The following is a 23,874-nucleotide window of genomic DNA, read 5'->3' on the forward strand; positions in this document are numbered from 1 at the left end:
TCTGAGGGCCCACTTCGATGAATTGTCGCAAGCGGATCTCGAAGACCTCAACTGTGATCGGGTGGACGTCACGTTTCGGCAGCTCGCTAAGCTCGCTCGCCTCCACCGAGACAAGGGATCGCGCGGAGATGGGTTTGAGTGGGCCGTTCACGAGGCGATTGTCGGGGGTGAGCCACGCGTTATCGATCTGGTCAGCGAAGCACTCAGGAAGGTTAGTCCCAGATCATTCGCCGACTTGGACAGGCCAACGTCCCTGATGTTCGGGCGCGAGCGTGCACGCCATCTCGGCTTCACTGATGCTGTTGTCAACAACGCGAGTGACGACGCGGTGTTGCTGCCTGACGGCTCAGGTCGTCCATTTGCATGTGGATCCTGGGTGCCGATCGCTGCTCGTGGCGTCGCCGCCGAGACTCAGCTCCGGGAACGAATCAAGAAGGTGTGGAAGACTGATCTGTTCTTGAGTAGTGCTGAGAAGGCGCGGTTTGCGGCCGCTGCCATCAAGAGTAATTGGCATCAACTCGAAGAGGGTAACGGGCTCCGAGTGGCGATTGTCCCCCAGGCGATAGACCTTCCAGCGGGTTATCAGAGATGGCAGAGCCTCCGCCTGATCGCGCTACCAGACCCGGACGGTTTTATGGGTTTGTTCAACGATGCATACGAGGCGGTTGCCGAAGCAGTTCTGACAGTTGGTAGGCGCGATCGCGCACCCTATTACTACAAGCCGAGTGCTAAGGCGCAGAGGATTCAAGTGCAACTGGAGAAGTATGGGAAGGTGAAGGTGGTCGATATTCTTGACTCCCTCAACGAAGCGGCGCAACAGAACCTAATTTCCATCGACCGAAAGCTCATGTCAGTGGAAGCGCCTACGTGGCTCAATATCAACGAAAAGCGCACGCCCATCATCGCGCCGAGACCGTCGTTCGAGAAGCTCGATTGATTTCGCAGAGACAGCGCCAGCCCTTTGTCTGCGGGAGGCTGGACCTCTCGTGGTGCGTTTGGCCACCGGGACATTCGTGAGCGGTGGATCCCTGAGCGTCAAGAGGCGGGCAGGCCCTTCTTGCGGTCCATCGAGGGGCACTTGCTGCCCAGCGCGTGGGCCGTTGCAGATGCACCACGCCATGCGGCCACCCCCCGCCGGCCACACCGCGGATAGCCTGAGGGGTCTGGCTCCTTGGAGTCAGACCCCCCGCCCAGAAGATCAGGTCCCGTTCTCGTCCTCGTCCTGTGCGCGAGGTGAGGTGGGTCGGTGCGAGCTGTCCCAGTAGTGCGGCGGCGCCATCCCGTCCTTGCTCGTCCGCCACCAGCTGTGGTTCTGTTCGCCCGCGCCGCTCTCCGCCGCCTCCGGTGTAGCCCTCCCCGTGCCACTCTCGGTAGCCGGCTCCCCGTCCGCGTCGGCGAACGATGAGTCGTCGGGGGCTGGGGGGCCCTGCGGTCGGGGTCCTCCCGTGGTTGCTTCCCCGGTCGAATATTCTTCGTCCGGCCACTCGGCCCCGGCCTCGTCGGGCGTCGGGAGCACGGTCCGGCGGATGTCCTCCGCGGCCTCGTGCAGCCCGGTCATTTCCAGGCTCAGGATCACACGGTGCACGAGCACCGTGTACTCGTCCGTGTCCGGCTTCAGGCCCATTGCCTCCAGCAACAGGAGCAGCCGATCCGGTACGCCCACTTCCCCCTCGCGGTCGAACATTCCTCCTCCCTGGCCGTCTCCATCCCACAGCGGGCCCCCGACGGTCGCTCCGCTTCGCGCGTCCACGGGCGGAACGAGCAGATGGCGGAAGAGCTCGGGCACCTCGGCGTCGTTGGCCGCCGCCGAGATCTGGGCGAGCGGGCCGATCATCTCGACTGCCTTCTCGATCTCGTTCTCGTGTCGGGCCAACCACCACACCACCGCGCTGCCCGCGCTCTTGAGTACGTCGTCGCCGATATAGCGCCGCTTGCTGCGTTCGTGCTCACGCTCGTACTCCCAGACCTCTCCGTCCTTGCGGAGGTCGCTCAACTTCCGCAGGCGCTCGTGGTCGGCGGGAGAGAGAGCCAGCGTCACATCGGCCGCCATGGCCTGCACCCGACCGCTCCGGTCCTGGAGCGGGACACATAGCTCCCCCTCCAGGAGGTACCGCGCGTAGCTTGCCCGGCCGGGTTCCTCGTGGCGGACGACCTCCAGGGCCCGGCTGACGACCGAGGACTCGGCGATCGCTGGGGAGGCCCCGTCGGACAGCACCACGTGGTCGGGGACCGGCCTCCACCACACAGTCGCGGAGAAGAGGAAGTCGTAACCGTCCGCCGCGCTCGGCAGCGCCGCGTCGACCACCTGGGTCTCCTGGTACGGCTGCTCCATCGGCACCGTCGGCGGCTCCGGTTCCCCGGGCTCGTACCGTTCGGCCGGCGCACGGTCACCGAGGGGGGCAGTCATCACGAGCAGCAGGGAGCCCGATGCCGTCACCGCGGACAGAAAGCCCCACAGCAAGGCCGACCAGTGCAGAAGACTTCCGAGCACGGCCGGTGCGAGACTGCAGACGGCAACGAACAGCAGGCTGGAAACGCGGTGTCTCATCGGGTCTCTTCCGTGGTCAATGGTCCGGTACCCGCATGCTCCGTGCGGGCGTACTGCGCGCTGTCGATGCGCTGCCAGAAGAGAGCGGCGACGGCTGCGCGGGACGGATGGCGTGATACGCCCGCCCAACCGCAGGAGATGGCGTAGAGGCGGTGGAGGGCGGCCGCGCGGCCACGTGTCGCCCCGACGATCACCTCCAGCGCGATGTCCCGCGTACTGTCGCCCGTCACGGCGTTCAGCCAACTACGCACCAGCGGGTTCCAGGGCTCCGTCGGCGGCTGCGAGAAGACGGTCTCCCAGCCCAGGAACAGGTCCGGCCAGGGCGGCGGATCCGGGGCACGTTCGCTCCACAACAGCTCGGTGAGCAGCGAGAGATGGGGCTCCGACCTGTGAGGCTCCTGGCGCGTCCGGTCCCGCAGGCGGTCGATCAGCAGCCGGTAGAGCCGACGGTCGCGGCCGACGAGGTCGAGAAGCGCCTCCCGGGCTTCGCGGGCAGCCTCCCCCTTCCGCACAGCGAGGTAGTGGAGACGCACCACCGCCTGATCCGGGTGTGTCGTGCCCAGACTCCGGAGGCAGGCGGTGGTCAGGACGCGCGCAAGGCCGTCCGACAGCGGCCCGGACCTCGCGCATGCGTAGATCCGCCTGCGGAACCATCCACCGAACTCGGCGTGACTGAGACCGAGTTCGAGGCCCGCCGCAGCTCGTGGGTCACAAGACGTCCCGGTCGCGGTATCCGCCCAGCGCATCACGAGCTCGAAGAGGTGGGCGGGCTGCCCGATAGCCAGGGACCGTTCGCCGTAGCGGACGACGACGTTCACTCGGTCGTCCGTGGTCAGGCCATGGAGGCCGGCGGCCCGGTCGATCCAGTCCCTGAGGTCGTTGCGCACTCCGGGGAAGTTCGCCCAGAAGTACGCCCGTACCGCGTCGGCGTAGGCCAGCCGCTCGAAGCGGAGCCGTCCGTCCGCGCCCCGCTCGACGCCGAGTGCCGCCAGCCGCTCACCGAAATCCGTCCGCGCGAGCTCGGTCGTCGTCTCTTCCTCGTGCCTCACCGTCCTCAGCAGGCCGTGCCATGCCTCGTAGACGGTGTCGGCGTGGGCCTCCTCGAACATCGCCGTCGCGAGCAGCAGGGCCCGCTCGGGCGTGGTGCGGATCTCGGCCACCTGTCGGCCCACCTCACCGGCACGGTCGGTCACCGCGTGCATCGCCTGGTCGAGCCATCCCGCGAAGTCCGCGCCGAACCGGCCGCTGTCACGAGCGGCCCTCACGAGCCCCGCGAGCCGCGCCAGTTCCCGCATGGGGGAGCGGTCGCACAGGCGTTGCAGGTCGGCGTTCCTGAGATCCGCGGAGTGGAAGACCATCCGGTCCATGCGGAGGTGCCGGGTGACGACGGCGACGCCCCGGGGGCGCCCCAGCGTCACCGTGTACGCTTCGAGGTCCGGCGGGTGGGCGTGCTCCAGGCCCGAGGGCAGGACGACGACCAGGTGAGCCCCGGCCTCCGTGACCTGTGACCGGCGCACGACCAGGAGACGCTGGGCCTTGGCGTACGCCTCTTCGTCGGCGATCCCGGAGAGATCGAGAAGGAAACGGTCGCCTGCGGCGGGTGCAAGGCGGGGCTCGTCCTTTTCCGAGGCGGGAAGCTCCTCGAAGCGGGCCCCTTCCTCCTCGGCACCGCCGTTCTCACCGAGCTTGTGCAGCAGCATGATCGCCGCGGCGCGGCGGCCGCTGCCGGGCGGAGCGTCCAGCACCACCACCGACCCGGGCTTCTCCAAGCGGTCCGCAGCGATGCGGAATCCCACGGGACGGGCGAACCGGAGGGAGAGACGTACCCGGTCCTCGCGGACGATCCGGAGGGGCTCGACCCCCTTGCGGATCATCCAGTCCGAGCCGGCGCCGTAGAAGACGTACTGGTGCCCCTCGCCGTTGTTCACCGGGCCGCGGGGATCGTTGACAGTTACGCGGTCCTGCTCGGTCATCGTTCGTCGTCCGAGCGTCGGCGCTCGCGCTCGAAGCGCTGGTGGACCGTACCGCTGTTGTCACCGGCCGTGAACTGGAGCCCGGTGTTGTCCCCTTCGAAGTGGGGAGCGTTGTACTGGTGCCCCTCACCGGTGTTCACGGGCCCCAGCGGCTCGTTGACGAAGGTGCCGGACAGGTCTCCGTTGAGGTTTCCGATACCGCCGCGCACGCGCTGCTCGACGTCGCGCGTCCGCATCCTGGTGTGCCCGGGGTCCTGAGCCGGTGTCTTGCGGGACTTCGTCTCCGCCCCCTCCCGCGACGCCCGGGCGTCGCGGTCCACCGCGCCCAATTCGGGCAGCAGCCTGGCGAGGGAGTCGCCGAGCGCCGTCAGGTCCGCGTCGGCGTTGCGGTGGTCGAACCGCCTGTACTGGCAGTCCGCCAGCTCCCGCAGATCGTCCGGAAGGACGGCTGGATCGATCCGGGTGGCCTTTCCGACGAGCACGGGGATCACGAGGATGCCGCGGTCGAGCGCCGTCTCGATCTCACGGCGGGTCCAGTCCTGCTCCGATTCGATGGCGGGGCGGCCGTCGGCACCCCGAACCTCGGTCCAGCGCGGGCCGATAACAGCGAGAAGAGCCTCGCATTCCTCCACCGCCCTGACCAGTTCCGCCGGGAAGCGGTGTCCGAGCTTGATCGAGTTGCTGTCGAGAAAGATCCGATCCTTGCCGAACCGCCGGATGAGCTCTCGAGCGATCATGGCTGCAGAGGATTCCTCATCGCCAGTTCGGTAGTTGACGAAGATTTCGGGCATGAAGGTTCCCTTCGTGAGAGAAGACTGGGAGCGGGCACGTCCTCGGGCGCTGCGGAGAGGCGACCGAGGCTTGGTGGAACCCGGCCGTAATGTCTCGGCCGTATGACGGCAGGTGTCCGTGGGGATGGAGGCGCGTCAGTGGGCGCGTCACCGGTCGTGGGCAGCCCGAATATCCTGGACGCCGTGCTCTGAGTCGGGCGTGATCAGACGGGCCCGCCAGAGGTGGTGGGATCCGGGGAGCAGACGGGGCCGGGAAGCCCGGCAAGCTGGTTGGTTCGAGCCGGCGTCAATCCTGGGCAGGGGCGAGTACTCGTGCCAGCGCCGGCTGTAGATCGCTTACGGCCCGGCTGCTCCGGGACCGTGAGAGTTCTCGTGCCAGACGTCGGATGTCGCTGTTCACCGTGGCCGAGGGCACGGCCGGCATCATCCCCAGGAGCTCCCCGGCGATCGCGCATGCGTGCTCGACCTCTCCGGATGCGGCGTGGGCCAAGGACCTGCGAAAGCCGTACCGGGTGCGATTGCGCAACGCGTGCGGCGGGATGCGGCGGCACTCCCGGTCGAGGACCTCGGCGGCAGCCTTGGGGCGACCGAGGTCGTGGAGGCACCAGCCGGTGGCCATGGCCACCGGGTCGCTCACATGGGTGGTGCCGATCACAGGCTCTGCGCTGCTGCGGACGTCCTTGCTGTCGAGCAGCTCCCGCGCTCTGTCGAGGCTGCGGCGGCAGGCACGTTCATCCCCGACGAGCGCGTGTCCCTGTGCCTCCTGCTGGGCCGCGAGTCCTCGGATGCGTGGCGGGATCTCGTCGCTCTGAGCCCGGCGGGCGAGCGTGACGGTGCCTGCGGCGTCTCCGCCGTAGAAGGTGACCAGGGCACGTCGTACGAGCGCGTAGGAACCGAGGTACGGATCGCCTCCGGCGCGTGCCAGTTCTGCGGCCTCACCGGTCCAGCCGAGGGCGGCGTCATTGTTACCCGCCTCCTGGGCCATCCAGCCGGTGAACTCCGCGAATCGCGACGCGAGCAGGAGCGCGGGGGCCCGAGTGGCGGACGGGGTGTCGGCGGCCAGCCCCGCGAGCGTGCGCGTCTGAGTCTCGAGCAGGGGAAGCAGGGCCCTTGGCGAGGTGGACTGACCGAGCTCGCGCAACTGGTCGAACTGCGTGCGGAAGGAAGTGAGGAGAGGGTCCGCAACGGAGGACGCCTGACTGCCCAGTTTCAGGCCCAGGTCGATCAGTGACCCCGTACCCGCCGCGAGGACCGCCCTGCGCCCGACGGCCCAGAGGCTCGGAGCGGCGGGGGATTCAGCAGTGCCCGGGTCGCTCTCGGGGCGGACGACCAGGCTCTGCAGTTCGCCGTTGGCGCCGAGGAAGGCGTCGCACCGCCGTGCGAGGTCGGGGGAGGCGGAACGCTCCCCCCGCTCGACCTTGCTGAGGTGCCCCTTGTCGTACGTGAGCGCCACGGAGAACTCGGTCAGGCTGAGCCCCGCCTCCAACCGTAATCGGCGCAGTTCCGGACCAAAACGTAAATGCACACTCACCGTTGACTCCCTTGGGCGGCGACTGTGAGAGCTGTGTGCCCTCACGGGGGACTCTCGTCCGATCTTCCGTTGGATGGCGCGGCGACCGACGGCGAACACCCGTTGTGACGGAGTCGTTTCGCTTCGCATCCGAGATCGAGTCTGGCACGGGGTGTGCCTCAGGAAGCGAGGTTCGGCGGCGTTGCCTGTTGCCTCTTCCGCTGGTTCTCATCGGCTCTGACCTGTCGGCCGTCCGTGGGAGGGAAGCGCGTGGGGCGGGTGAGCCGACTTCGGTGCACGTCACGGTGTGCTCCGTCAGTCCACCGGGCACCCGTGCCGTGTACGCGAAGCGTTGGCGAAGGCTGTCAGCAGGCGTTGCCTGTCGTCGGGCCGGACAGTGCTCCGTACGCCCTTCTCGGAGTCCGGCATCGGCAGTTCCTCGAACTTGAAGTACGCCGGCCCCAGCGCGCCCTCGCACGGATGCGACCGCATGGCCGCGCCCTTCACGCTGCCGGGGTAGCGCTTGTCCAGGTACGTCTCCTGCAAGGCGGACGGCCCGTAGTACGCGGTCAGGCGGACGCGCTTGCCCTTGGCCGGCAGCTTCAGCGAGCACTCCTCGGTGAGCGCGCGGCCGGCCGGCATCTCCGAAGCCGTCGTGAGGCGTAGCCGGTCCGCGTCCCGCGAGGGGACGACGCCCTGGCAGGTTCCCGTTGCCCGGGCGACGGGGAGGGTCCGCCATGCGGTGCGGTCCACGGTCGAGGGGCGCTGCCCGAGGGTCCCTTCGCAACCGAAGCGCTCCGCCGCGCGGCGCGCCGACTCGGTGGTGAAGCGGGCCACTTGAAGCACCTGCTCGGCGGAGAGTTCTCTGATGTCCTCGCGCGCCGAGGTCAGGACGAGGAGACCCTTGCCGGGCAGCGGCGCGCAGTCGACGAGCACCGCTGCCTCGGGCCGGCGCCCGGCGCTGAACGAGCCGTTCCAGCCGTGTCCGATCGGTGCCGCCCCGGGATTCTCCGCCGCTCCGGCGGCGCGATGGGCCGCCGCCGGACGGAGGGTCAGTTCGAGCCGTACGCCTCCGGATCCCTCGCCCCGGGCCCACGCCGAGCAGAATTCGGTCGCGTGGCCCACCCACTCCCCGGTGTGGCCGCGGAATGCCAGCTCGGCGCCGCCGAAGAACGTCCCGGCCTCCTCGACCGCCAGCGCTCCCCGGCAGTTCTCGGCGGGGTCCTTGCCCGAGTCGTCGTCCCGGAGGCCGAAACCCCAGATCAGTCCGCCGGCCGTGAGCGCCAGGACGATCGCTGCCGCTGCTGCCTTGGTCCGTCGTCGTCCGGTCATGGCTGCTTCCTTCTCGGAGGCGGACGGGCCTCCTGGCGCGCCCCGGGCGCCCGCGTCTCACAGGGCTTCCGCCGGAGCTTCCTTGCCGCCGCCCACGGGCTTCGATCGTAGATCGGCCGCGCCGGACGGTTCCGCCCGGGGTCGAAAGGGGTAAGTAGCTGAATAGGTCCCCTTGGGGAGGCTGATTCGATGCCGTGGTTCGCTTGGCTGCTCGCCGCCGCGGCGCTCGGCGCTGCGGAGTTCTTCACCCTCACGCTCGTTTTCGGACTGCTGGCCGGCGCGGCGTTGGTCGCCGCCGTCGTGGCCGGAGTGGGTATCGGCCTCCTCGGCCAGCTCGTGGCGCTGGGACTGGCGGCGGTGGCCGGCCTCGCCCTCGTCCGCCCCGTCGCGCTGCGGCACATGGCGCAGGGCCCCCTGACCCACGAGGGCAGCGACGCGCTGATCGGCAAGCGGGCCGAGGTCATGCAGGAGGTGACCGCCACCCACGGCCTGATCAAGATCTCCGGCGAGGAATGGTCCGCCCGCGCTCTCGACGAAAGTCTGGTGATCCCGGTGGGCGCTCTGGTGGACGTCATGGAGATCGAAGGCGCTACAGCCGTCGTGTATCCCCGCGAGCTCCTTCCGTGAACGGCTGAACACGCAGCGCGGGAGTACACGGGAGTACACAGGAGGACCGTAGGGGGACGTAGGAGGAAGTATGGATCCGGTAGTCATCCCGATTCTCGTGGCGGCGATCGTCGTCGTCTTTCTCGTGGCCGCCACCGTACGCATCGTTCCGCAGGCGCGCCGCTACAACATCGAGCGGTTCGGCCGGTACCGCCGGACGCTGCAGCCCGGCCTGAACTTCGTCCTGCCGGTGGCGGACCGGGTCAACACCAAGCTCGACGTGCGCGAGCAGGTGTATTCGTCCGACCCCAAGCCGGTGATCACCGAGGACAACCTCGTGGTCAACATCGACACCGTGCTCTATTACCAGATCACCGACCCGCGGGCGGCGGCCTACGAGGTCGCCGACTATCTGCACGCCATCGATCAGCTCACCGTGACCACCCTGCGGAACGTCATCGGCAGCATGGACCTGGAAGGCACGCTCACCTCGCGTGAGGAGATCAACGCCCGGCTCCGTGCCGTCCTCGACGACGCGACCGGGAAGTGGGGCATCCGGGTCAACCGCGTCGAGATCAAGGCCATCGATCCGCCGAACACCATCAAAGAGGCGATGGAGAAGCAGATGCGGGCCGAGCGTGACAAGCGCGCGGCCATCCTGCACGCCGAGGGCGAGCGGCAGGCCAAGATCCTCACCGCGGAGGGCACGAAGCAGAAGGACATCCTGGAGGCGCAGGGTACGCAGCAGGCCATGATCCTCCGGGCGGACGGCGAGTCGAAGGCGGTGGAGCTCGTCTTCCAGGCCGTCCACCGCAACAACGCCGACGCGAAGGTCCTGGCCTACAAGTACCTGGAGACGCTCCCGCATCTGGCGCAGAGCGACAACAACACCTTCTGGGTGATCCCGGGCGAGCTGACCGAGGCGATCCGCACCGTCACCAGCGCGTTCGGCGACCAGGCGTCGAGCACCGGGCCCCCGCCGGGGGCGCGGCGCGAGGACGCGACCGAGGCCGACGCCTCGGACAAGGACCATGTCGGGGCCCCGGAGGTCGAGGCGAACTCCACGCTCGCGCTGGACGCCGTCGCGGCCGCCGACGAGGCCGCGAAGCAGGCCGCCGTCGCCGTGAGCGACGCGAAGGCGGAGGCGGAGGCCGCGGGAGAGACGCGGCTGCCGGGGCGGGGGCCCGCCTCCGGCGGCTGAGCGGCGGGATCGCCTCCCCGCGGTCCCGGCCGCTGTGGGGAGCCGGCCCGGCGGCCGGCGTACGGCGTCAGGCCCCGTTACGGCGGTGGTGCAGGTCCACCGCCGTGTCGAGGGTGCGGTCGATGCCGGCGGCGACGGTCGTGTCGGTGTTGTTCATGTGCCGCACGATCGCCGCGCCCGCCGATGAGACCGCCGGGGGAGGGGCCGGGAACGTACGGAAGAGCGGCGGCACCCCGTAGATCTCGCGGAGGACCTCCTCCACGACGAACTCGTTGACCGGTCGCCGCTCGGCGCGGAGGGCGGCCGCGACCTCGTCGCTGAACGCCGCCAGGTCCTCGATGCCGCACCGGTCGCCCAGTCGCGGCGAGACCATCACGGCGATCACCGAGACGAGGAATCCGTTGAAGGCGATCCGGTCGCTCGGCGACAGCGCCTCGTCGAGCGCCTTCGCCCTGCGGTCCTTGAGGACGAGGCACCTGATCTGGTCGCGGAATCGTGGCTCTACGCGCACGTCCCCACCTCCTGCTCGATAGCTGGGCTGCTCGGCCGCCGCACGACGCTGCGGCTACTCGACGTGGGTGAAAGACATGAGCACGGCCAGCACGGCGTCCTCGAACGACTCGTACCGGCCGACCTCGTCCGCACGGAAGACACCATGGGGCCGCACGACGGCGAAGGCGCTCCACAGCCCCAGGTAGTGGTCCAGATGGCCGGCGTGCAGCGTCTCCTCGCCGTGGTCCAGGACGAGGTGGACGGTCTCCTCGCCGGGGTCCGTGGCGGGCTGCGCCTGGAGCACGAACCGGTGGCGTCGAAGGGACTGCCCGAGCGCCTCGCTGATTTCGGGGATCGACATGTCGCACTCCCTGTCCTGTGCCGTGCGTTCCATGGGCCGGCCCGGCCGGTTCAGGTCGGCTCGGGCCGCTCCGAAGGTCCGGGTGGGGTTCTCGGGGTTCGGTCAGTTCCGGCGGCGGTGGAGTCCGGCCGCGTAGCCGCGGAGGTTTCCCGGGCCGACGGTCCGGTAGTAGCGGCGTGCCGTGCTCGCCAGCTCCGACCTGAGCGGCCGCAGTCCCATGAAGTCGGAGAGGACGCGGGCCTGTTCCGCCTCGTCGAGGGTCGACCACTCCCCGTAGTTCCCGCCGCAGGCATCGACCAGGACGTCGAGGCACTGCGCCAGAGCCAGTGACTCCGAGCCGTCCCATTCGGCCGCCCAGCGTTCGCGCGGTACACCGGTCGCGAGCGCGGCCACAGCGGCGAGGACGGCGAGGGTGGGCGCCGGGTCCCCCGGCTCCGGACGGGCCGGCTCCGCGCGCTCCTCCCCGGGCAGCCGGGGCGGCCCGATTCCCAGGCGGATGCGCTGTTCCAGGCCGGTCAGCCGCTCCTGGGCCGCGGTGTTGCCCCGGCGCGCGGCGAGGGCGTACCAGTACAACGCCCGGTCCTGGTTCCCGTACTGCTCCTCGTAGAGCTGCCCGAGGTGGAGCGGGGCGACCGGATCGCCCGCCTCGGAGGACCGCACGTACCACTGCGTCGCCTCCTGGAGGGCCTTCCCGCGGACCGGCCCCGGCTCGATCCCCTGCATCCTCGCCCGGACCCGGCCCTCGGCGATCTGCCCGAGCCGGTTCATCGACGGCGTGTGTCCGGCCGCGGCAGGACCCTCGTACATGGCCGCGATCGCGGGGAGCCGCTCGACGCCCTCCTTGGTCTCCCGTCGGTACGCCTCGCGGTAGACGGCCTCCGGATCGGCGCCCGGCTCGGGCGGGGCCTCGGGGGCGTTGTTGCGGGCGAACACCCAGCGGGCGGCGTGATTCTCGATGCGGCGGCCCGGTTCGGGTCGTCCGTTCGCCACGAGGTGGTCGGAGACCGCGCCGAAGATGTGGTCGAACGTGAGGCCGGCCGGTGCGCCGCTCAGGCCCTCGTACACGGTGTCCACGAGGGCCTTCGTGAAGTACGTCTGCGCGTCGGCGACCGTCTCCAGCTCGTGCCAGGAGGTCTCGAACGCGCCGCTGCTCATCATCAGGTACGCGCCGGGCCCGGGGGGCAGGCGGTCGACGGAGAGGCGGCCGTACTCCTCCGTGGCGAGCCCGGCGTAGCAGCAGTCGAGCACCGCGATCCTGACCCGGGCGTCGCTGGCGCGGAACGCGTCCCGCACGGCGTCGAACGGGAGCCCCGTGGCGGCCGTGAAGTGCGCGTCCTGCCGGGTGTCGCCCACGGTGAGGCACAGCCGCTCGCGATGGTCGTAGATCCCGTGTCCGACGTAGTAGAAGAACGCGACGTCCTCGGCCTCCATGAGCGTCGAGATGAGTTCGCGGTGGATCGTGCCGAGCGTGTCGCGGTTCCGGAAGGGCACGATGGACTTGTCGGGCCAGGGCCCGCACACCGGGTCGCGGAGCAGATCGTTCATCCGGTCGAAGCTGCGCCTTGCCGCGGGCACGTTGGTGAATTCCTCGTCCGCGTAATCCCAGGTGCCCATGAGGACCGCACGCGACCTGGAGTAGTCCCGGTTCAGGGATTCGCCCAACGCGGGTTCGCCCAACGCGGGTTCACTCACCACGGGTTCGCTCATCGCGGGTTCGCTCATCGTCGAGCAGGCGCTCGACGAGCTCGAAGACCTTCTGCGGGTCGTCGAGATTCCCGCCGGAGAGCGTGACCGTCCGGTCCCCCCGGGTCAGCTCCACCGTCACGGACGACCTCCGGGACTTGATGAACGCCGGCAGGGTCCGGATCGCGACGGCGAGCACCGCCGAGGAGGGTACGAGCAGCTGGATCACCTCGGCGGCGCCGAGTTCGCCCGCGCCGGGGCGGGACCGCTTCCGGGTGACGACGGCGCCCGGGACGGCGCCGAGACGTCGGGAGAGGGGGCCGACACCGGCCGGCTCGGAGAGGGTCAGAACGACTTCGTACCCGGCGTCCGGGGATCCCTTGTCTTCGGACTCCGCAGCCATGGATCCCGCGTCTGCATCGGGCTCGTGGGGAGAGGTCGGTGAGGTCGGTACGGACATCGGTCCTCCAAGTCAACAGTCCGTTCGTTCCGGGACCGCCTGCGGCGGCTGTGCGGCCGTCTCAGACCTCAGACCTCCACGCGTCGAACCCGGTTGTAGTAGATCCCGACGTCCTCGGGCGCGTGCAGGCGCACGGTCTCGCCGTCGTCGCTCACCATGCAGACCCAGCCGGGCGGTGCGGAATCGGGCTTGACGAGGGTGAAGGGGCCTTCCCCGTTGATCGACCACACCGTGCTGCCGAGGCCCACGGTGTGACCGTCCTTCGTGCGAAAGTTTGCGGCCATGCAGCAGTCGTAGCACCCCTCATTTCGCCCAGGGGCCTCTCTTCACGGAACTTCGACAACCTGAAGCCGGGCTACCGGTCACCGGTGCGACAGGCACGCGGCGACCGGGCCCGGCGCGCCCTACCGGCCGTCCGCCTCCACCCGCAGTTCCGCCAGTCCCGCCGGCTTCTCCGGGTCCTCCGAGCGGACCGTCACGCGGACCTTGCGTGCTGTGTCGCCCGGCAGGTAGGGACGCCAGAAGCGGCCGTCGAGGGAGGTCTCCACGGTGTGCGAGGCGGGGGCGGTGTCGGTCCAGGCCGGAGTCACGGAGGTGAGCCGGAGGGGACTCGTGCCCAGCTCCACCGTCAGGGATCCCTCCACGCCTTCGGGGGACCAGGACGTGGCCGGGGCCCCGTCCACCGCCGCCTCCGCGTACAGGCCGGGGGCCTCGGACGTCGCCGTCACCGGGCGGCAGCGCGCCGCGTCGGCCGTCGGGGTCAGGTCGGGGCGCCGGGTGGACAGCTCCAGCGTCGAGGAGAGACGGCGCGGGCCCTTCGCCGTGTGGACCGTGAACGGGGTGCCCGAGGTCAGGCGGACCGTGGTCGTCCGGGGGCCGATCGCGACCTCGTACGTCGCGTCCCGGTACCGCAGGCCCCTCAGCGTGATGCCCTCGTGCAGCTGGGGCGGCAGCGTCGGATCCAGGCGCACGCCGTCCTCGCGGAGCCTGAGCCCCGTCAGGCCGTGCGTGAACACCTGGAGGAGCCCGCCCTTCCCGGTCAGGAAGTCGTCGGCGGGGAAGCCGGACAGCGGGTCCTCGGCGCCCGCCTTGTCGCCGCGCGCCTCGGAGAACAGCTCGTACGGGCCCCGCATGAACGGGCGCACCGCACGCTGGAGATAGGTGTACGCCGAGCAGCCCGGTTCCCCGATCGCCGCCGCGTCGATCGCGTGGACCGAGTCCGTCATCGCCGGTCCGTCCGGGTCGGTGCGGGCCGCGTAGTAGTTCAGGGTGGCCGCCGCGGCGCCCGGCTCCATCGGCCATTCCAGCGGGTAGGTCAGCAGGACGGTGTCCGCCTGCTTGATCGTGGAGCCGTTGTAGCCCGCGTACTGGAGGAAGACCTTCTTCTCCGCGTCGTACGGGATGCGCAGGCCGTCCGCCACCTTGTTCCAGGCGACGGGCGGGCTCTGGCCGAGGAGATGGGCGGCGCGGGTCGCGTTGCGCAGCGCGGTGGAGGCGACCGCGTTGGTGAAGACGCCGTCGTCGACGCCGTTGCTGTACTCGTCGGGGCCCGCCACGTTGTTGATCGAGTAGCTGCCGTCCGCGTTCGCCGTGGCGCGCGACTCCCAGAACTCGGCGATGCCCCGGAGCAGGGGCCAGCCCCTCGACGCCAGCCAGTCACGGTCGCCGGTGGCCAGGTAGTACTGCCAGACGGCCAGCGAGACGTCTCCCTGGAGGTGGTTCTGGGTCAGGCAGTGCGGCGGGTCCCAGCTCTGGCACTCGGAGTCCATACGGCCCCGGCTCGCGCTGGTCCACGGGTAGAACAGGCCCCGGTGGCCGTACTGCTCGGCGTTCGCGCGGGCCGCATCCCGGGTGCGGTAGCGGTACTCGACGACCGAGCGCGCCAGCTCCGGGCGGGTTGCGAGCAGCCCCGGGAACATCCACGTCTCGGCGTCCCAGAACACCATGCCCGCGTAGTTGTCACTGGTCAGACCGGCCGGGGCGATGCTGTCGGAGGAGCCGCGCCGGGTGCTCGCCAGCAGCCCGTACTGGGCCGAGCGCAACCAGCCCTGGAGCCGGCGGTCCCCCGGGACCAGCACATCGGCGGACCAGGCCTCGCGCCAGGCGGCCTCGTTCGCCGCGAAGACCCGGTCCCAGCCGCGCCGCGCCGCCCGGTGCGCCGCCTCGCGGGCGTCCTCGGCCGGGGCGCGGGAGGTCAGGGCGGTGTCGACGCCGACGTACTTCTCGAACGCGTACGTCCGGCCCGCGCGGACCGGGGTCGCCGCCGACGGTGTACGGGCCCCCGGCCGCAGGGTCTCCACGACGCCCGAGCCGCGCCGCATCGTCTGGGCGACGGCCCCCTCGATCCCGGTGCCCCGTGTCCGGAACGTGCCGTCCTCGTGCAGCGTGATCCGGCGCGCGCCCCGGTCGTCGAGCCGGCCGGTGACGGTCGCGGTGCCGCTCCAGCGCGGCGTCATCCGCAGGCGTACGGCTCCCGTGTGGACGTCGGACCGGTCGGCCAGCACCTCGTACACGAGGTCGGTGGCCCGGCCGTCGGCCGTCGTCCACCGCAGTGAGGTGCGCACGAGGCCGCAGGAGAGGAAGACCGTCTGCCGGTAGTGCGAGATCCGGCCCGCCGGGGTGCCCGGGCCGAGGGTCTCCTTGCCCACGCCCACATCGATGTTCGTCCAGCTCGGGAGCGCGGCGATCACCTCGCGGCCCTCGGAGACGGCCTTGTCCCGGGCGTAGAGCCCGGAGACGAACGCGCCGTCGTAGCGGGGGGTGTAGAGCGGCCAGCCGGTCTTCTCGCCGGTGGCCGCGTAACCGGCTCCGGCCGGGGGGACCCGGTGGCCGAGGTAGCCGTTGCCGATGTACGGGTCGTAGCCGGCGGCCTCCCCGAAGCGGGTGGACGTCGGCGCCCAGGCGGTCCCGGGACCGCCCTGCCCGCCCGTCGTGCCGCAGGCGGGCACGGACGGGTGCGGGTACGGGGGCGGTGCGGGGGAGCCGGACGGGTGGGCCGGGCCCGGCAGCGGTACGGGGCCGGGGGTCTCGGTGGCGTCGGCGAGGGGCGGCAGCGGTGCGATCAGGGCGGCCGCGACGAGGGGCGCGAGGACGGAGATGCGCGAGAGGCTCACAGGACGAAGGTAAGGACGCGCGGGTGCGGTCGGCCGTCACGGCACGCACGGCGCCGGCACCGGGTGTCCGTCCGACCGCCGGATGGAGCAGGTCCCGCGCGCGCCCTCGTGCCGTTGTGCCCGGGCTCGGGTGGGGCGAGGGGGTGTGGTCTGCTTGTGCCGTTGTGCCGTTGTGCCGTCGTGCGGTCGTGCCGTCGTGTCGTCGTGCGGTCGTGCGGTCGTGCCTGTGCTTGGGTCGGGCGGGGGGCCTGGCTATCCCGCGCCGTCGTGCCCGTGCTCGGGTGGGGCGGGGGGTGTGGCTTCCTCACCCCGCCATGCCCGTCTTCAGCCCCGCCCCGCACAGCGGCACCACCACACTGCCCCGCGTGGCAGCGCTCCCTTCCCGCACCGCCGCCCAGCAGGCCACGCCCGTCGTCTCGACGTAGAAGCCGCGCGCGGCCAGATCCCGCTGGGCCTCGCGGACGCGGTCCTCCGACACTGTCAGGAACGTGCCGCCCGACTCCCGTACCGCCGCCAGGATCTGCCGGGCGCGCGGCGGGCGGGGGATGGCGATCCCCTCCGCGAGGGTGGGGGAGACCACGGCGGCCGGGCCGGCCGGAGGAAGGTCGCCCGCGCCCGCGTGGAAGGCGGCGGCCAGCGGGGAGACCGCCTCGGCCTGGACGGCGATCAGCCGGGGGCGGGTCTCGATCAGGCCGAGCGCGTGCAGTTCTTCGGTGGCGAGGGCCGCGCCCAGCAGCAGGGTGCCGTTGCCGACCGGGACGGCCAGCGCGTCCGGCAGCCGGCCGCCGAGGTCCTCCCACAGCTCGTACACGTACGTCTTCGTGCCGTGCAGGAAGTACGGGTTGAAGACGTGCGAGGCGTAGAAGACACCCGGTCCGTCCGCCGCCGCGCGGGCGGCCAGCGCGGTCGCCTCCCGGCCGCCCGGGACCGTGACCAGCTGCGCGCCGTGGGCCCGGATCTGCTCGGTCTTCTTCGGGGACGTGCCCTCGGGGACGTACACCGTGCAGGGGAGTCCCGCCCGCGCGCAGTACGCGGCGATCGACGTGCCCGCGTTGCCGGTGCTGTCCGCGACGACCCCGTCCGGGCCCAGCCGGCGGGCCAGCTCCGCGAGCATCACCGCGCCCCGGTCCTTGAAGGAGAGCGTCGGCATGAGGTAGTCCAGCTTCGCCGAGACGGTGTCCGTGAGCGGGACGAGCGGGGTGCGGCCCTCGCCCAGGGAGATCGGCGGGGCGGCGAGCGGCAGGAATTCCTCGTAACGCCACAATGAATTGGCCCGCCCGGAAAGCGCGTTCGGCGCCACGCCCCGCGCGGGGGTGAAGTCGAGGTCCCAGGGGCCACGGCAGACCGGGCAGCACCAGGTCAGCGCGGTGATCTCGGATCGGGTCCCGTCGTCCGGGCAGTGATAGGCCGTCATGCCCGCCAGCATGTCAGGCGTAGGGCAGGTGAATGACAGACGTATGGCACAAGCCAAGGCACCCTTGTGAGTTCGCCATGGATCGGTCAATCTTTCGCTGGCAGCAGGGCACGCGGCTCACCGGACGGCGCAGAAAACGGGGCGCTCGGCCGGCTGATTTGTCATGCCCCTGCCGGGAGTCGTCGTTTGGCTCCGGCACCACCCCCCACCAGAGCACCGCCTATGAGGAGGACCCCTCAGATGTCAGTGACGCGTCACACCCCCCAGGCCCGTCGAAGACTCGCCGCGGCGACCGTCATAGCCACCGCAGCCGCCGTCGCCCTGGCCACGGCCGCCCTCCCGGCGACCGCGGCCGAGCGTGCGCCCGAAGGCGTGATCCTGAACGCGGACGCGCCCGGCACCATCAGCGACAGCTACATCGTCACGCTGAAGGACTCGGCCGCGAAGTCCGACTCCGCCCAGGGCAGGGCCCTCGCGAAGAAGTACGGTGCGGGCATCGAACGCACCTACCGCTCGGCCCTCAACGGCTACGCGGTCGAGGCGTCGGCCGCCGAGGCGAAGAGGTTCGCCGCCGACCCGGCCGTCGCGTCCGTCTCGCAGAACCGCACCTTCACGGCTTCCGCCACCCAGAACAACCCGCCCTCCTGGGGCCTCGACCGGATCGACCAGCGGAACCTGCCGCTGGACCAGCGCTACACCTACCCGGACAAGGCCGGCGAGGGCGTCACCGCCTACATCATCGACACCGGGGTGCGCATCAGCCACAGCGACTTCGGCGGCCGGGCCTTCAACGGCTTCGACGCCGTGGACAACGACAACGTGTCGCAGGACGGCAACGGCCACGGCACGCACGTGGCGGGCACCGTGGCGGGTACCGCGCACGGCGTGGCCAAGAAGGCCAAGATCGTCGGCGTGCGGGTGCTCAACAACGCCGGCTCCGGCACCACCGCGGGTGTCGTCGCGGGCATCGACTGGGTGACGGCCAACGCCGTAAAGCCGGCCGTCGCCAACATGAGCCTCGGCGGCGGTGCGGACTCGGTGCTCGACGCCGCCGTGCGCCGGTCCGTGGCCTCCGGCGTCACCTACGCCGTCGCGGCGGGCAACGAGTCGACCGACGCCTCCACCAAGTCGCCGGCGCGTGTCGCCGAGGCGATCACGGTGGGATCGACGACCAACACCGACGCCCGCTCCAGCTTCTCCAACTACGGCTCGATCGTGGACATCTTCGCCCCCGGTTCCTCGATCACCTCGTCGTGGCACACCAGCGACAGCGCCACGAACACCATCTCCGGCACGTCGATGGCCAGTCCGCACGTCGCCGGCGCGGCAGCCCTCTACCTTGCCGACAACCCGGGCTCGACCCCCGCACAGATCTCCGCCGGCCTCGTCGCGGCCTCCACACCCGGGGTCGTCACCAACCCGGGCAGCGGCTCGCCCAACCGGCTGCTGTACGTGGGCGCGGGTGGCACCACGCCGCCCGGCAAGAAGTTCGAGAACACCACCGGCTACGCGATCAACGACAACGCCACCGTCGAGGCGCCGGTCACCGTCACCGGAGTCACCGGTAACGCCCCGGCCGCGCTGAGCGTCCCGGTCAACATCTCGCACACCTACGTCGGCGACCTGAAGATCGACCTGGTCGCCCCCGACGGTTCGGTCTACAACCTGAAGGCGTACGGCTCCGGCGGCAGCAGCGACAACGTGGTCACCACGTACACCGTCAACGCCTCCTCCGAGGTCGCCAACGGCACCTGGAAGCTCCGGGTCGGCGACAACGCGAACGCCGACACCGGCCGGATCAACAGCTGGGCGCTCCAGTTCTGAACACGCTCCGGCGTGCTGGTTCCGAACCCGCTCCGGCGCGCTGAGCCGAGCCCCTGAACCACTGAACCGCTGAGTCCCGGAAGTCGGGCCGGGGCGGCCGCGTCACGCGGCCGCCCCGGCCCCTTCGGTGTCAGCGCCGGCGTCAGCGGCGGTTGAGCCCGCGGTCGACCGCGGTGATCAGCTCACCGTTCTCGGTGTCCCCGTCCAGCGACCAGAACATCGCCCCGCCGAGACCCTTGTCCCGGATGTACGAGGCCTTGGCGCGCAGCACCTGAGGGTCGTCGTACGTCCACAGCGTCGTGCCGTCGAACAGCCACGCGTGGCCGTTCTTCACATCCCGGTGGACCTTGTACGTCCCCGACGCGGCCAGCTGCTTCAGGACCTTGTAGTCCTCGTAGCCCGCCCCCCAGGTGGCCGGTGCCGGGGCCGTGGCCGGCTGGCCCATGCCCGTGCCGCCGCCGCTCACTCCGGTCCAGCCCTGGCCGTAGGTCGGCATGCCCATCACGAGCTTGTGCCTGGGCGCGCCGCGGCGTACCCAGTCGCGCACGGTCTGATCGACGCTGAAGTCGTTCTTCGCGTACAGGGCCGACTGCTGGGCCGTCTTCTTCTCGCCGGAGACGTGGTAGTCGTAGCCCTGGATGTTGACGAAGTCGAAGTCCTTCATGAGGCGCTTGACGTCGAAGCCCGCGTCGATCGCCTTCGGGTTGGCCGCTACGTAGGCCGACAGGTCGTAGTGGACCGGCTTCGGTTTCCCGTGCCCGTGCCCGTGCCCGCCCTGGCCCTTGGCCGCCTTCTCCTTGGCCTTCGCCCGGCTCTTCGCGTAGGCGTCGAGCTGGGTGCGGAACTCGTGGATCAGGGCGGTGAAGTTCTTCTTGTCCTCCGGGCGGAAGACGGTGCCCTCGTTGCCCGCCGAGCCGGGCCACTCCCAGTCGACGTCGATGCCGTCGAAGAGGCCGGCCGCGGCGCCCTGGCCGCCGCGGGCCCCGTCCACCGGGAGGTTGCCCTTGATGTACAGGTCGAGGCAGGAGGCGACGAGGGCCTTGCGGGAGGCCGCGGTGCGGGCCGCGTCGGAGAAGTGGGTGGAGTAGCTCCAGCCGCCCAGCGAGATCATGACCTTGAGGCCGGGGTGCTTGGCCTTCAGCTCGCGCAGCTGGTTGAAGTTGCCCGCGAGCGGCTGGGTGTCGGTGTCGGCGACGCCGTCGACCGATCCCGCCGCGTCGAGCGGACGGGCGTAATCCGCCCAGGCGTCGGCCTGGCCGGGGATGTTGCCGGTGAAGCACTTGCCCTCGGCGTTGACGTTGCCGAAGGCGTAGTTGATGTGGGTCAGCTTGGACGCGGCTCCGCTGGTGTCCAGGTCCTTGACCTGGAAGTCCCGTCCGTAGACGCCCCATTGGGTGAAGTAGCCGATGCTCTTGTACGCGGGGCGGTGGTGGCCCTTGTCACGGTCGCCGCCGTTGCTCCGGTCGTGCTCGGCGCTGGCCGTGGCTGCGGGTGCGATGCCCCCCAGCAGGGCCAGGGCGATGCCGGCGGTGGTCATTCGGGACAGGTTTCTTCGGCGCATGAGGCTCGTTCCTGTGCGTGATCCGGTGCGGAAGGAAGGCGGAAGGCAAGCGGAAGGAAGGCAGAAGGAAAGCGGAAGGAAGTGCGGGAGCCGTGCTGTGCACTGGAATGTATTGGTCTGGACCAGAAATGTTCAAGAGTCCGGGAGTTGCGGGACTTCGGCGGTGGGGTCGGCGCGCTGATGCCGGGATGTCGGTGCGGCCGTGTCGGCCGGTGCGGCGCTGGGCAGAGTGGAGTCGGAGGATGTCCGGGACTGATCTGGTGTCCGCGTCCGGTGTATGCGTGGACCGTCACAAGATCATCACATTGGGTGAAACTCTGGCCTATGCTTGCGGTGCACAATCAACGGTTGTCAGGCTGTCGCAGACTGTCAACCTGTTGGGAGTGGCCTGTGACTTTCGGTGAGCAGCCCGCCTATCTGCGCGTGGCGAGCGATCTCAGGGAGAAGATCGTCAACGGCGCGCTGCCGCCTCATACCCGCCTGCCGTCGCAGGCTCGCATCCGGGAGGAGTACGGGGTCTCGGACACCGTCGCCCTGGAGGCGCGCAAGGTCCTGATGGCGGAGGGGCTGGTCGAGGGGCGCTCCGGCTCCGGCACCTATGTGCGCGAGCGCCCCGTGCCCCGCATGATCGCCCGCTCCGGCAACCGGCCGGGCAAGGGGGCCAGCCCGTTCCGGCAGGAGCAGACGGCGGAGGGGGCGCGCGGGACCTGGGAGTCCCGCAGTGAGCAGGAGGGGGCGGGCCCCGAGATCGCCGAGCGGCTGGGTATCGAGCCGGGCGACCGTGTCATGCGTACGCACTACGTCTTCCGGGAGGCGGGGGAGCCGGTCATGCTCTCCACCTCCTGGGAGCCGCTCGCCGTCACCGGCCGGACGCCCGTGATGCTGCCGGAGGAGGGCCCGTTGGGCGGCTGCGGGGTGGTCGACCGGATGGCCGCGATCGACGTCGTCGTGGACAACGTCGCCGAGGAGGTCGGCGCGCGCCCGGGGCTGGCGGAGGAGCTCCTGGCGCTGGGCGGCGTGCCCGGCCATGTGGTCATCGTCATCGGGCGTACGTACTACGCCTCGGGCCGGGCCGTGGAGACGGCCGACGTGGTGGTGCCGGCGGACCGGTACCGGGTCGCGTACCACCTGCCGGTGAGATGAGGTGAGGTGACGTCCCGTCGGGTCGGACGAGGCGCGCCGACCGGGGGCGTTGGGTCATGAGGGGGCGCATTCTGCGGGTGCGCCCCTTTCGTGATGGCCGGATGTGTATCTCTTTGTGCAAACCCGCCTGCACTGAGTGAAGGTCAGGCGTACGCTCGGGCATATGCGTACTGCGGTTTCCTGGGGATCCTTAGAGACGTGCACGCCGGTGGGAAGAGGGGCGATATGCGGGGGAGTGACACGATGAGCGACAGCGGCGCCGTGCTCCCTTGGCAGGTGATACGGCAGGACGACGGCGGAAATCGCTATCGCGTGGGCAGGTATGCCACGCAGGCCGAGGCGCAGAAGGTCGCCGACGGCCTCGACGACCGCCATCGCCACCAGGTCTACCGGGTGGAGCGCGTGGGGCAGGGCACCGGGACCTGACGCGGTGGACGACCCCGTGGGGCGTCTGGAGACCGTTCCGTGCCTCCAGGCGCCCCACGGGCTTCCCTGGCGCCTTCGCACCCCCTTTGTCCTCCCCTGCCCCCCTCTGTTCTCGCCTGTCCTCCCCTGCCCTCCCTTGCCCTCCTCTGCCTCCGTCCCGCCTCCGTCCCGCCACCGTCCCCGCGGTCCGTGCGCCCGCGGTCCGGGCGGTAGGGTCCCGCCCGGGCCGGGGGCACGAAAGCCGCCGGGGGTGCGGCGAGCGGGCGGAGCGGTGACGGTGCTGATCGACACGGTGGCGTGGGTACGGATCGAGGGCGGCAGGATCCTCTGCGCGCGGCCCCGGGGCAAGGACGTCTTCTACATCCCGGGCGGCAAGCGGGAGGGGGCGGAGACCGATCTGCAGACCCTGCTGCGGGAGGTCGAGGAGGAGCTGACGGTCGGCCTGATCCGGGAGACCGTCGTCCACGCCGGGACGTACGAGGCCCCCGTGGACGACCGGCCCGACGCCGCCGTCGTGCGGATGAGCTGCTACTACGGCGACTACCGCGGCACGCTCGCCGCGAGCAGCGAGATCGAGGAGATGGCGTGGTTCTCCTTCGCCGACCGGGCCCTCGTGCCGCCCGTGGACCAGTTGCTCTTCGACGACCTCAGGGCGGCGGGGGCGCTGAGCTGATCCCCGGCCGTGGCGCGCGTGAGCACGGTCCGGCCTCCGCACCCGTCTGCACCCGTCTGCACCAAACGGCAGGTTGCGCGGTAGCGGGCAACAAATGGTGGGTATGGGCTGTTTAGTCCCCATTTGCATAAGGGGTGAGCCCGTGGTCGTCCCTGGGAAGTGATCGGCGTGATCGATACCGAAGGCGACTGCGCCGAGTGGGCCTTCCCCGCCGAACCCGGCTCCGTGCGGAGCGCACGGCACGCCGTCCGGGGCGCGCTGGGTTCCTGGGGCCTCGACGCGGCGGTGGGTGACCTGGCGGTCCTGCTCGTCAGCGAGCTGGTGACCAACTCCCTCCGGTACGCCTCCGGACCCATCGGCGTACGCCTGGTGCAGTCGCCCGCGGACGGGGACGCTCCGCCCGTCGACGTCGCTCCCCCGGCCCCGGTACTGCTGGTGGAAGTCTCCGATCCGCTTCCGGATCCACCCACCGAACGCAGTGCGGGACCCGACGACGAAGGCGGCCGGGGACTCCAGCTCGTGGCCTGTTCCGCGCGCCGCTGGGGGACCCGTCGTGGAAAGAGTGGCAAGACGGTGTGGTTCGAGCTGGCTCTCCCTGGTTAGGAGAGTGGAGGGACGCACAGCGATCACCAGAGGTCGGGCAGAACCTGGCTGAAAGGGACTGAGACCTTGCTGTGATCGTGAACGCCGTGTCGGTCGGGGCCGTAGTGCTGAATACTGCGGGCAGGACCGGTCCGGTGTGTGAGCTGGAGGGGACGGTCGC

At 70.5% G+C, this 23,874-nt stretch carries 21 protein-coding genes; 8 read left to right on the forward strand and 13 right to left on the reverse strand.

What is annotated here, in order from left to right; all coding sequences use genetic code 11:
• Positions 1-61 precede the first annotated feature (61 nt).
• Positions 62-937 carry a hypothetical protein gene (locus tag AB0F29_RS21845; protein WP_361874373.1) on the forward strand — a complete coding sequence of 292 codons (876 nt, stop codon included), beginning with the start codon at positions 62-64 and terminating at the stop codon, positions 935-937.
• 261 nt (positions 938-1,198) lie between these two features.
• Here the strand turns inward: AB0F29_RS21845 and AB0F29_RS21850 are convergent, their stop codons facing one another.
• From AB0F29_RS21850 to AB0F29_RS21870, 5 genes are all read right to left on the reverse strand, one after another.
• Complete coding sequence (locus AB0F29_RS21850) at positions 1,199-2,548, reverse strand: hypothetical protein (protein ID WP_361874375.1); 1,350 nt, start codon at positions 2,546-2,548, stop codon at positions 1,199-1,201.
• Positions 2,545-4,521: a hypothetical protein gene (locus tag AB0F29_RS21855; protein WP_361874377.1), complete on the reverse strand. Its 1,977-nt coding sequence runs from the start codon at positions 4,519-4,521 to the stop codon at positions 2,545-2,547. The genes AB0F29_RS21850 and AB0F29_RS21855 overlap by 4 nt, the downstream gene beginning before the upstream one ends.
• Positions 4,518-5,312 (reverse strand): toll/interleukin-1 receptor domain-containing protein, encoded by a 795-nt coding sequence (locus AB0F29_RS21860; protein WP_361874379.1) that lies wholly within the window; start codon positions 5,310-5,312, stop codon positions 4,518-4,520. The genes AB0F29_RS21855 and AB0F29_RS21860 overlap by 4 nt, the downstream gene beginning before the upstream one ends.
• Positions 5,313-5,598: 286 nt before the next feature.
• Positions 5,599-6,843, reverse strand: coding sequence for a helix-turn-helix transcriptional regulator (locus AB0F29_RS21865; protein ID WP_361874380.1), 1,245 nt, complete (start codon positions 6,841-6,843; stop codon positions 5,599-5,601).
• 294 nt (positions 6,844-7,137) lie between these two features.
• Positions 7,138-8,154, reverse strand: coding sequence for a hypothetical protein (locus AB0F29_RS21870; protein ID WP_361874382.1), 1,017 nt, complete (start codon positions 8,152-8,154; stop codon positions 7,138-7,140).
• 189 nt (positions 8,155-8,343) lie between these two features.
• On the opposite strand from AB0F29_RS21870, the gene AB0F29_RS21875 reads away from it, so the two are divergent.
• Both AB0F29_RS21875 and AB0F29_RS21880 read left to right on the forward strand, forming a co-directional pair.
• Positions 8,344-8,781, forward strand: coding sequence for an NfeD family protein (locus AB0F29_RS21875; RefSeq protein WP_018956193.1), 438 nt, complete (start codon positions 8,344-8,346; stop codon positions 8,779-8,781).
• A 70-nt stretch (positions 8,782-8,851) separates the two neighbouring features.
• Positions 8,852-9,961 (forward strand): SPFH domain-containing protein, encoded by a 1,110-nt coding sequence (locus tag AB0F29_RS21880; RefSeq protein WP_361874384.1) that lies wholly within the window; start codon positions 8,852-8,854, stop codon positions 9,959-9,961.
• Between the two features lie 67 nt (positions 9,962-10,028).
• Here AB0F29_RS21880 and AB0F29_RS21885 read toward each other — a convergent pair whose 3' ends face one another.
• From AB0F29_RS21885 to AB0F29_RS21915, 7 genes are all read right to left on the reverse strand, one after another.
• A complete protein-coding gene (locus AB0F29_RS21885; protein ID WP_361874386.1) occupies positions 10,029-10,472 on the reverse strand; it encodes a hypothetical protein in 444 nt (147 codons plus the stop codon).
• A 54-nt stretch (positions 10,473-10,526) separates the two neighbouring features.
• Positions 10,527-10,814 (reverse strand): hypothetical protein, encoded by a 288-nt coding sequence (locus AB0F29_RS21890; RefSeq protein WP_361874388.1) that lies wholly within the window; start codon positions 10,812-10,814, stop codon positions 10,527-10,529.
• Between the two features lie 102 nt (positions 10,815-10,916).
• On the reverse strand, positions 10,917-12,521 hold the full coding sequence (locus AB0F29_RS21895) for a peptidase C14 caspase catalytic subunit p20 (RefSeq protein ID WP_361874390.1): 1,605 nt from the start codon (positions 12,519-12,521) through the stop codon (positions 10,917-10,919).
• On the reverse strand, positions 12,499-12,900 hold the full coding sequence (locus tag AB0F29_RS21900) for a hypothetical protein (RefSeq protein WP_361874392.1): 402 nt from the start codon (positions 12,898-12,900) through the stop codon (positions 12,499-12,501). The genes AB0F29_RS21895 and AB0F29_RS21900 overlap by 23 nt, the downstream gene beginning before the upstream one ends.
• A gap of 125 nt (positions 12,901-13,025) precedes the next feature.
• Positions 13,026-13,241 (reverse strand): hypothetical protein, encoded by a 216-nt coding sequence (locus AB0F29_RS21905; protein ID WP_361874394.1) that lies wholly within the window; start codon positions 13,239-13,241, stop codon positions 13,026-13,028.
• Between the two features lie 120 nt (positions 13,242-13,361).
• Positions 13,362-16,070, reverse strand: coding sequence for a glycosyl hydrolase family 65 protein (locus AB0F29_RS21910; protein ID WP_361874396.1), 2,709 nt, complete (start codon positions 16,068-16,070; stop codon positions 13,362-13,364).
• 304 nt (positions 16,071-16,374) lie between these two features.
• Complete coding sequence (locus tag AB0F29_RS21915; protein ID WP_361874398.1) at positions 16,375-17,484, reverse strand: threonine synthase; 1,110 nt, start codon at positions 17,482-17,484, stop codon at positions 16,375-16,377.
• 240 nt (positions 17,485-17,724) lie between these two features.
• On the opposite strand from AB0F29_RS21915, the gene AB0F29_RS21920 reads away from it, so the two are divergent.
• Positions 17,725-19,308 carry a S8 family serine peptidase gene (locus AB0F29_RS21920; RefSeq protein WP_361874399.1) on the forward strand — a complete coding sequence of 528 codons (1,584 nt, stop codon included), beginning with the start codon at positions 17,725-17,727 and terminating at the stop codon, positions 19,306-19,308.
• A 142-nt stretch (positions 19,309-19,450) separates the two neighbouring features.
• On the opposite strand, the gene AB0F29_RS21925 is transcribed toward AB0F29_RS21920, so the two are convergent.
• The gene (locus AB0F29_RS21925; protein ID WP_361874401.1) at positions 19,451-20,869 is read right to left on the reverse strand and encodes a glycoside hydrolase family 18 protein; all 1,419 of its coding nucleotides are present in this window, start codon (positions 20,867-20,869) and stop codon (positions 19,451-19,453) included.
• A 390-nt stretch (positions 20,870-21,259) separates the two neighbouring features.
• On the opposite strand from AB0F29_RS21925, the gene AB0F29_RS21930 reads away from it, so the two are divergent.
• From AB0F29_RS21930 to AB0F29_RS21945, 4 genes are all read left to right on the forward strand, one after another.
• The gene (locus AB0F29_RS21930; protein ID WP_018956203.1) at positions 21,260-22,012 is read left to right on the forward strand and encodes a GntR family transcriptional regulator; all 753 of its coding nucleotides are present in this window, start codon (positions 21,260-21,262) and stop codon (positions 22,010-22,012) included.
• A gap of 225 nt (positions 22,013-22,237) precedes the next feature.
• Positions 22,238-22,438, forward strand: a complete 201-nt coding sequence (locus AB0F29_RS21935) for an SPOR domain-containing protein (protein WP_361874403.1) — start codon at positions 22,238-22,240, stop codon at positions 22,436-22,438.
• 271 nt (positions 22,439-22,709) lie between these two features.
• Positions 22,710-23,111: an NUDIX domain-containing protein gene (locus AB0F29_RS21940; RefSeq protein WP_361874405.1), complete on the forward strand. Its 402-nt coding sequence runs from the start codon at positions 22,710-22,712 to the stop codon at positions 23,109-23,111.
• 159 nt (positions 23,112-23,270) lie between these two features.
• Positions 23,271-23,714 (forward strand): ATP-binding protein, encoded by a 444-nt coding sequence (locus AB0F29_RS21945; RefSeq protein ID WP_361874407.1) that lies wholly within the window; start codon positions 23,271-23,273, stop codon positions 23,712-23,714.
• Positions 23,715-23,874: the final 160 nt, after the last annotated feature.

This window comes from Streptomyces sp. NPDC026589, assembly GCF_040638385.1.
GTDB lineage: Bacteria > Actinomycetota > Actinomycetes > Streptomycetales > Streptomycetaceae > Streptomyces.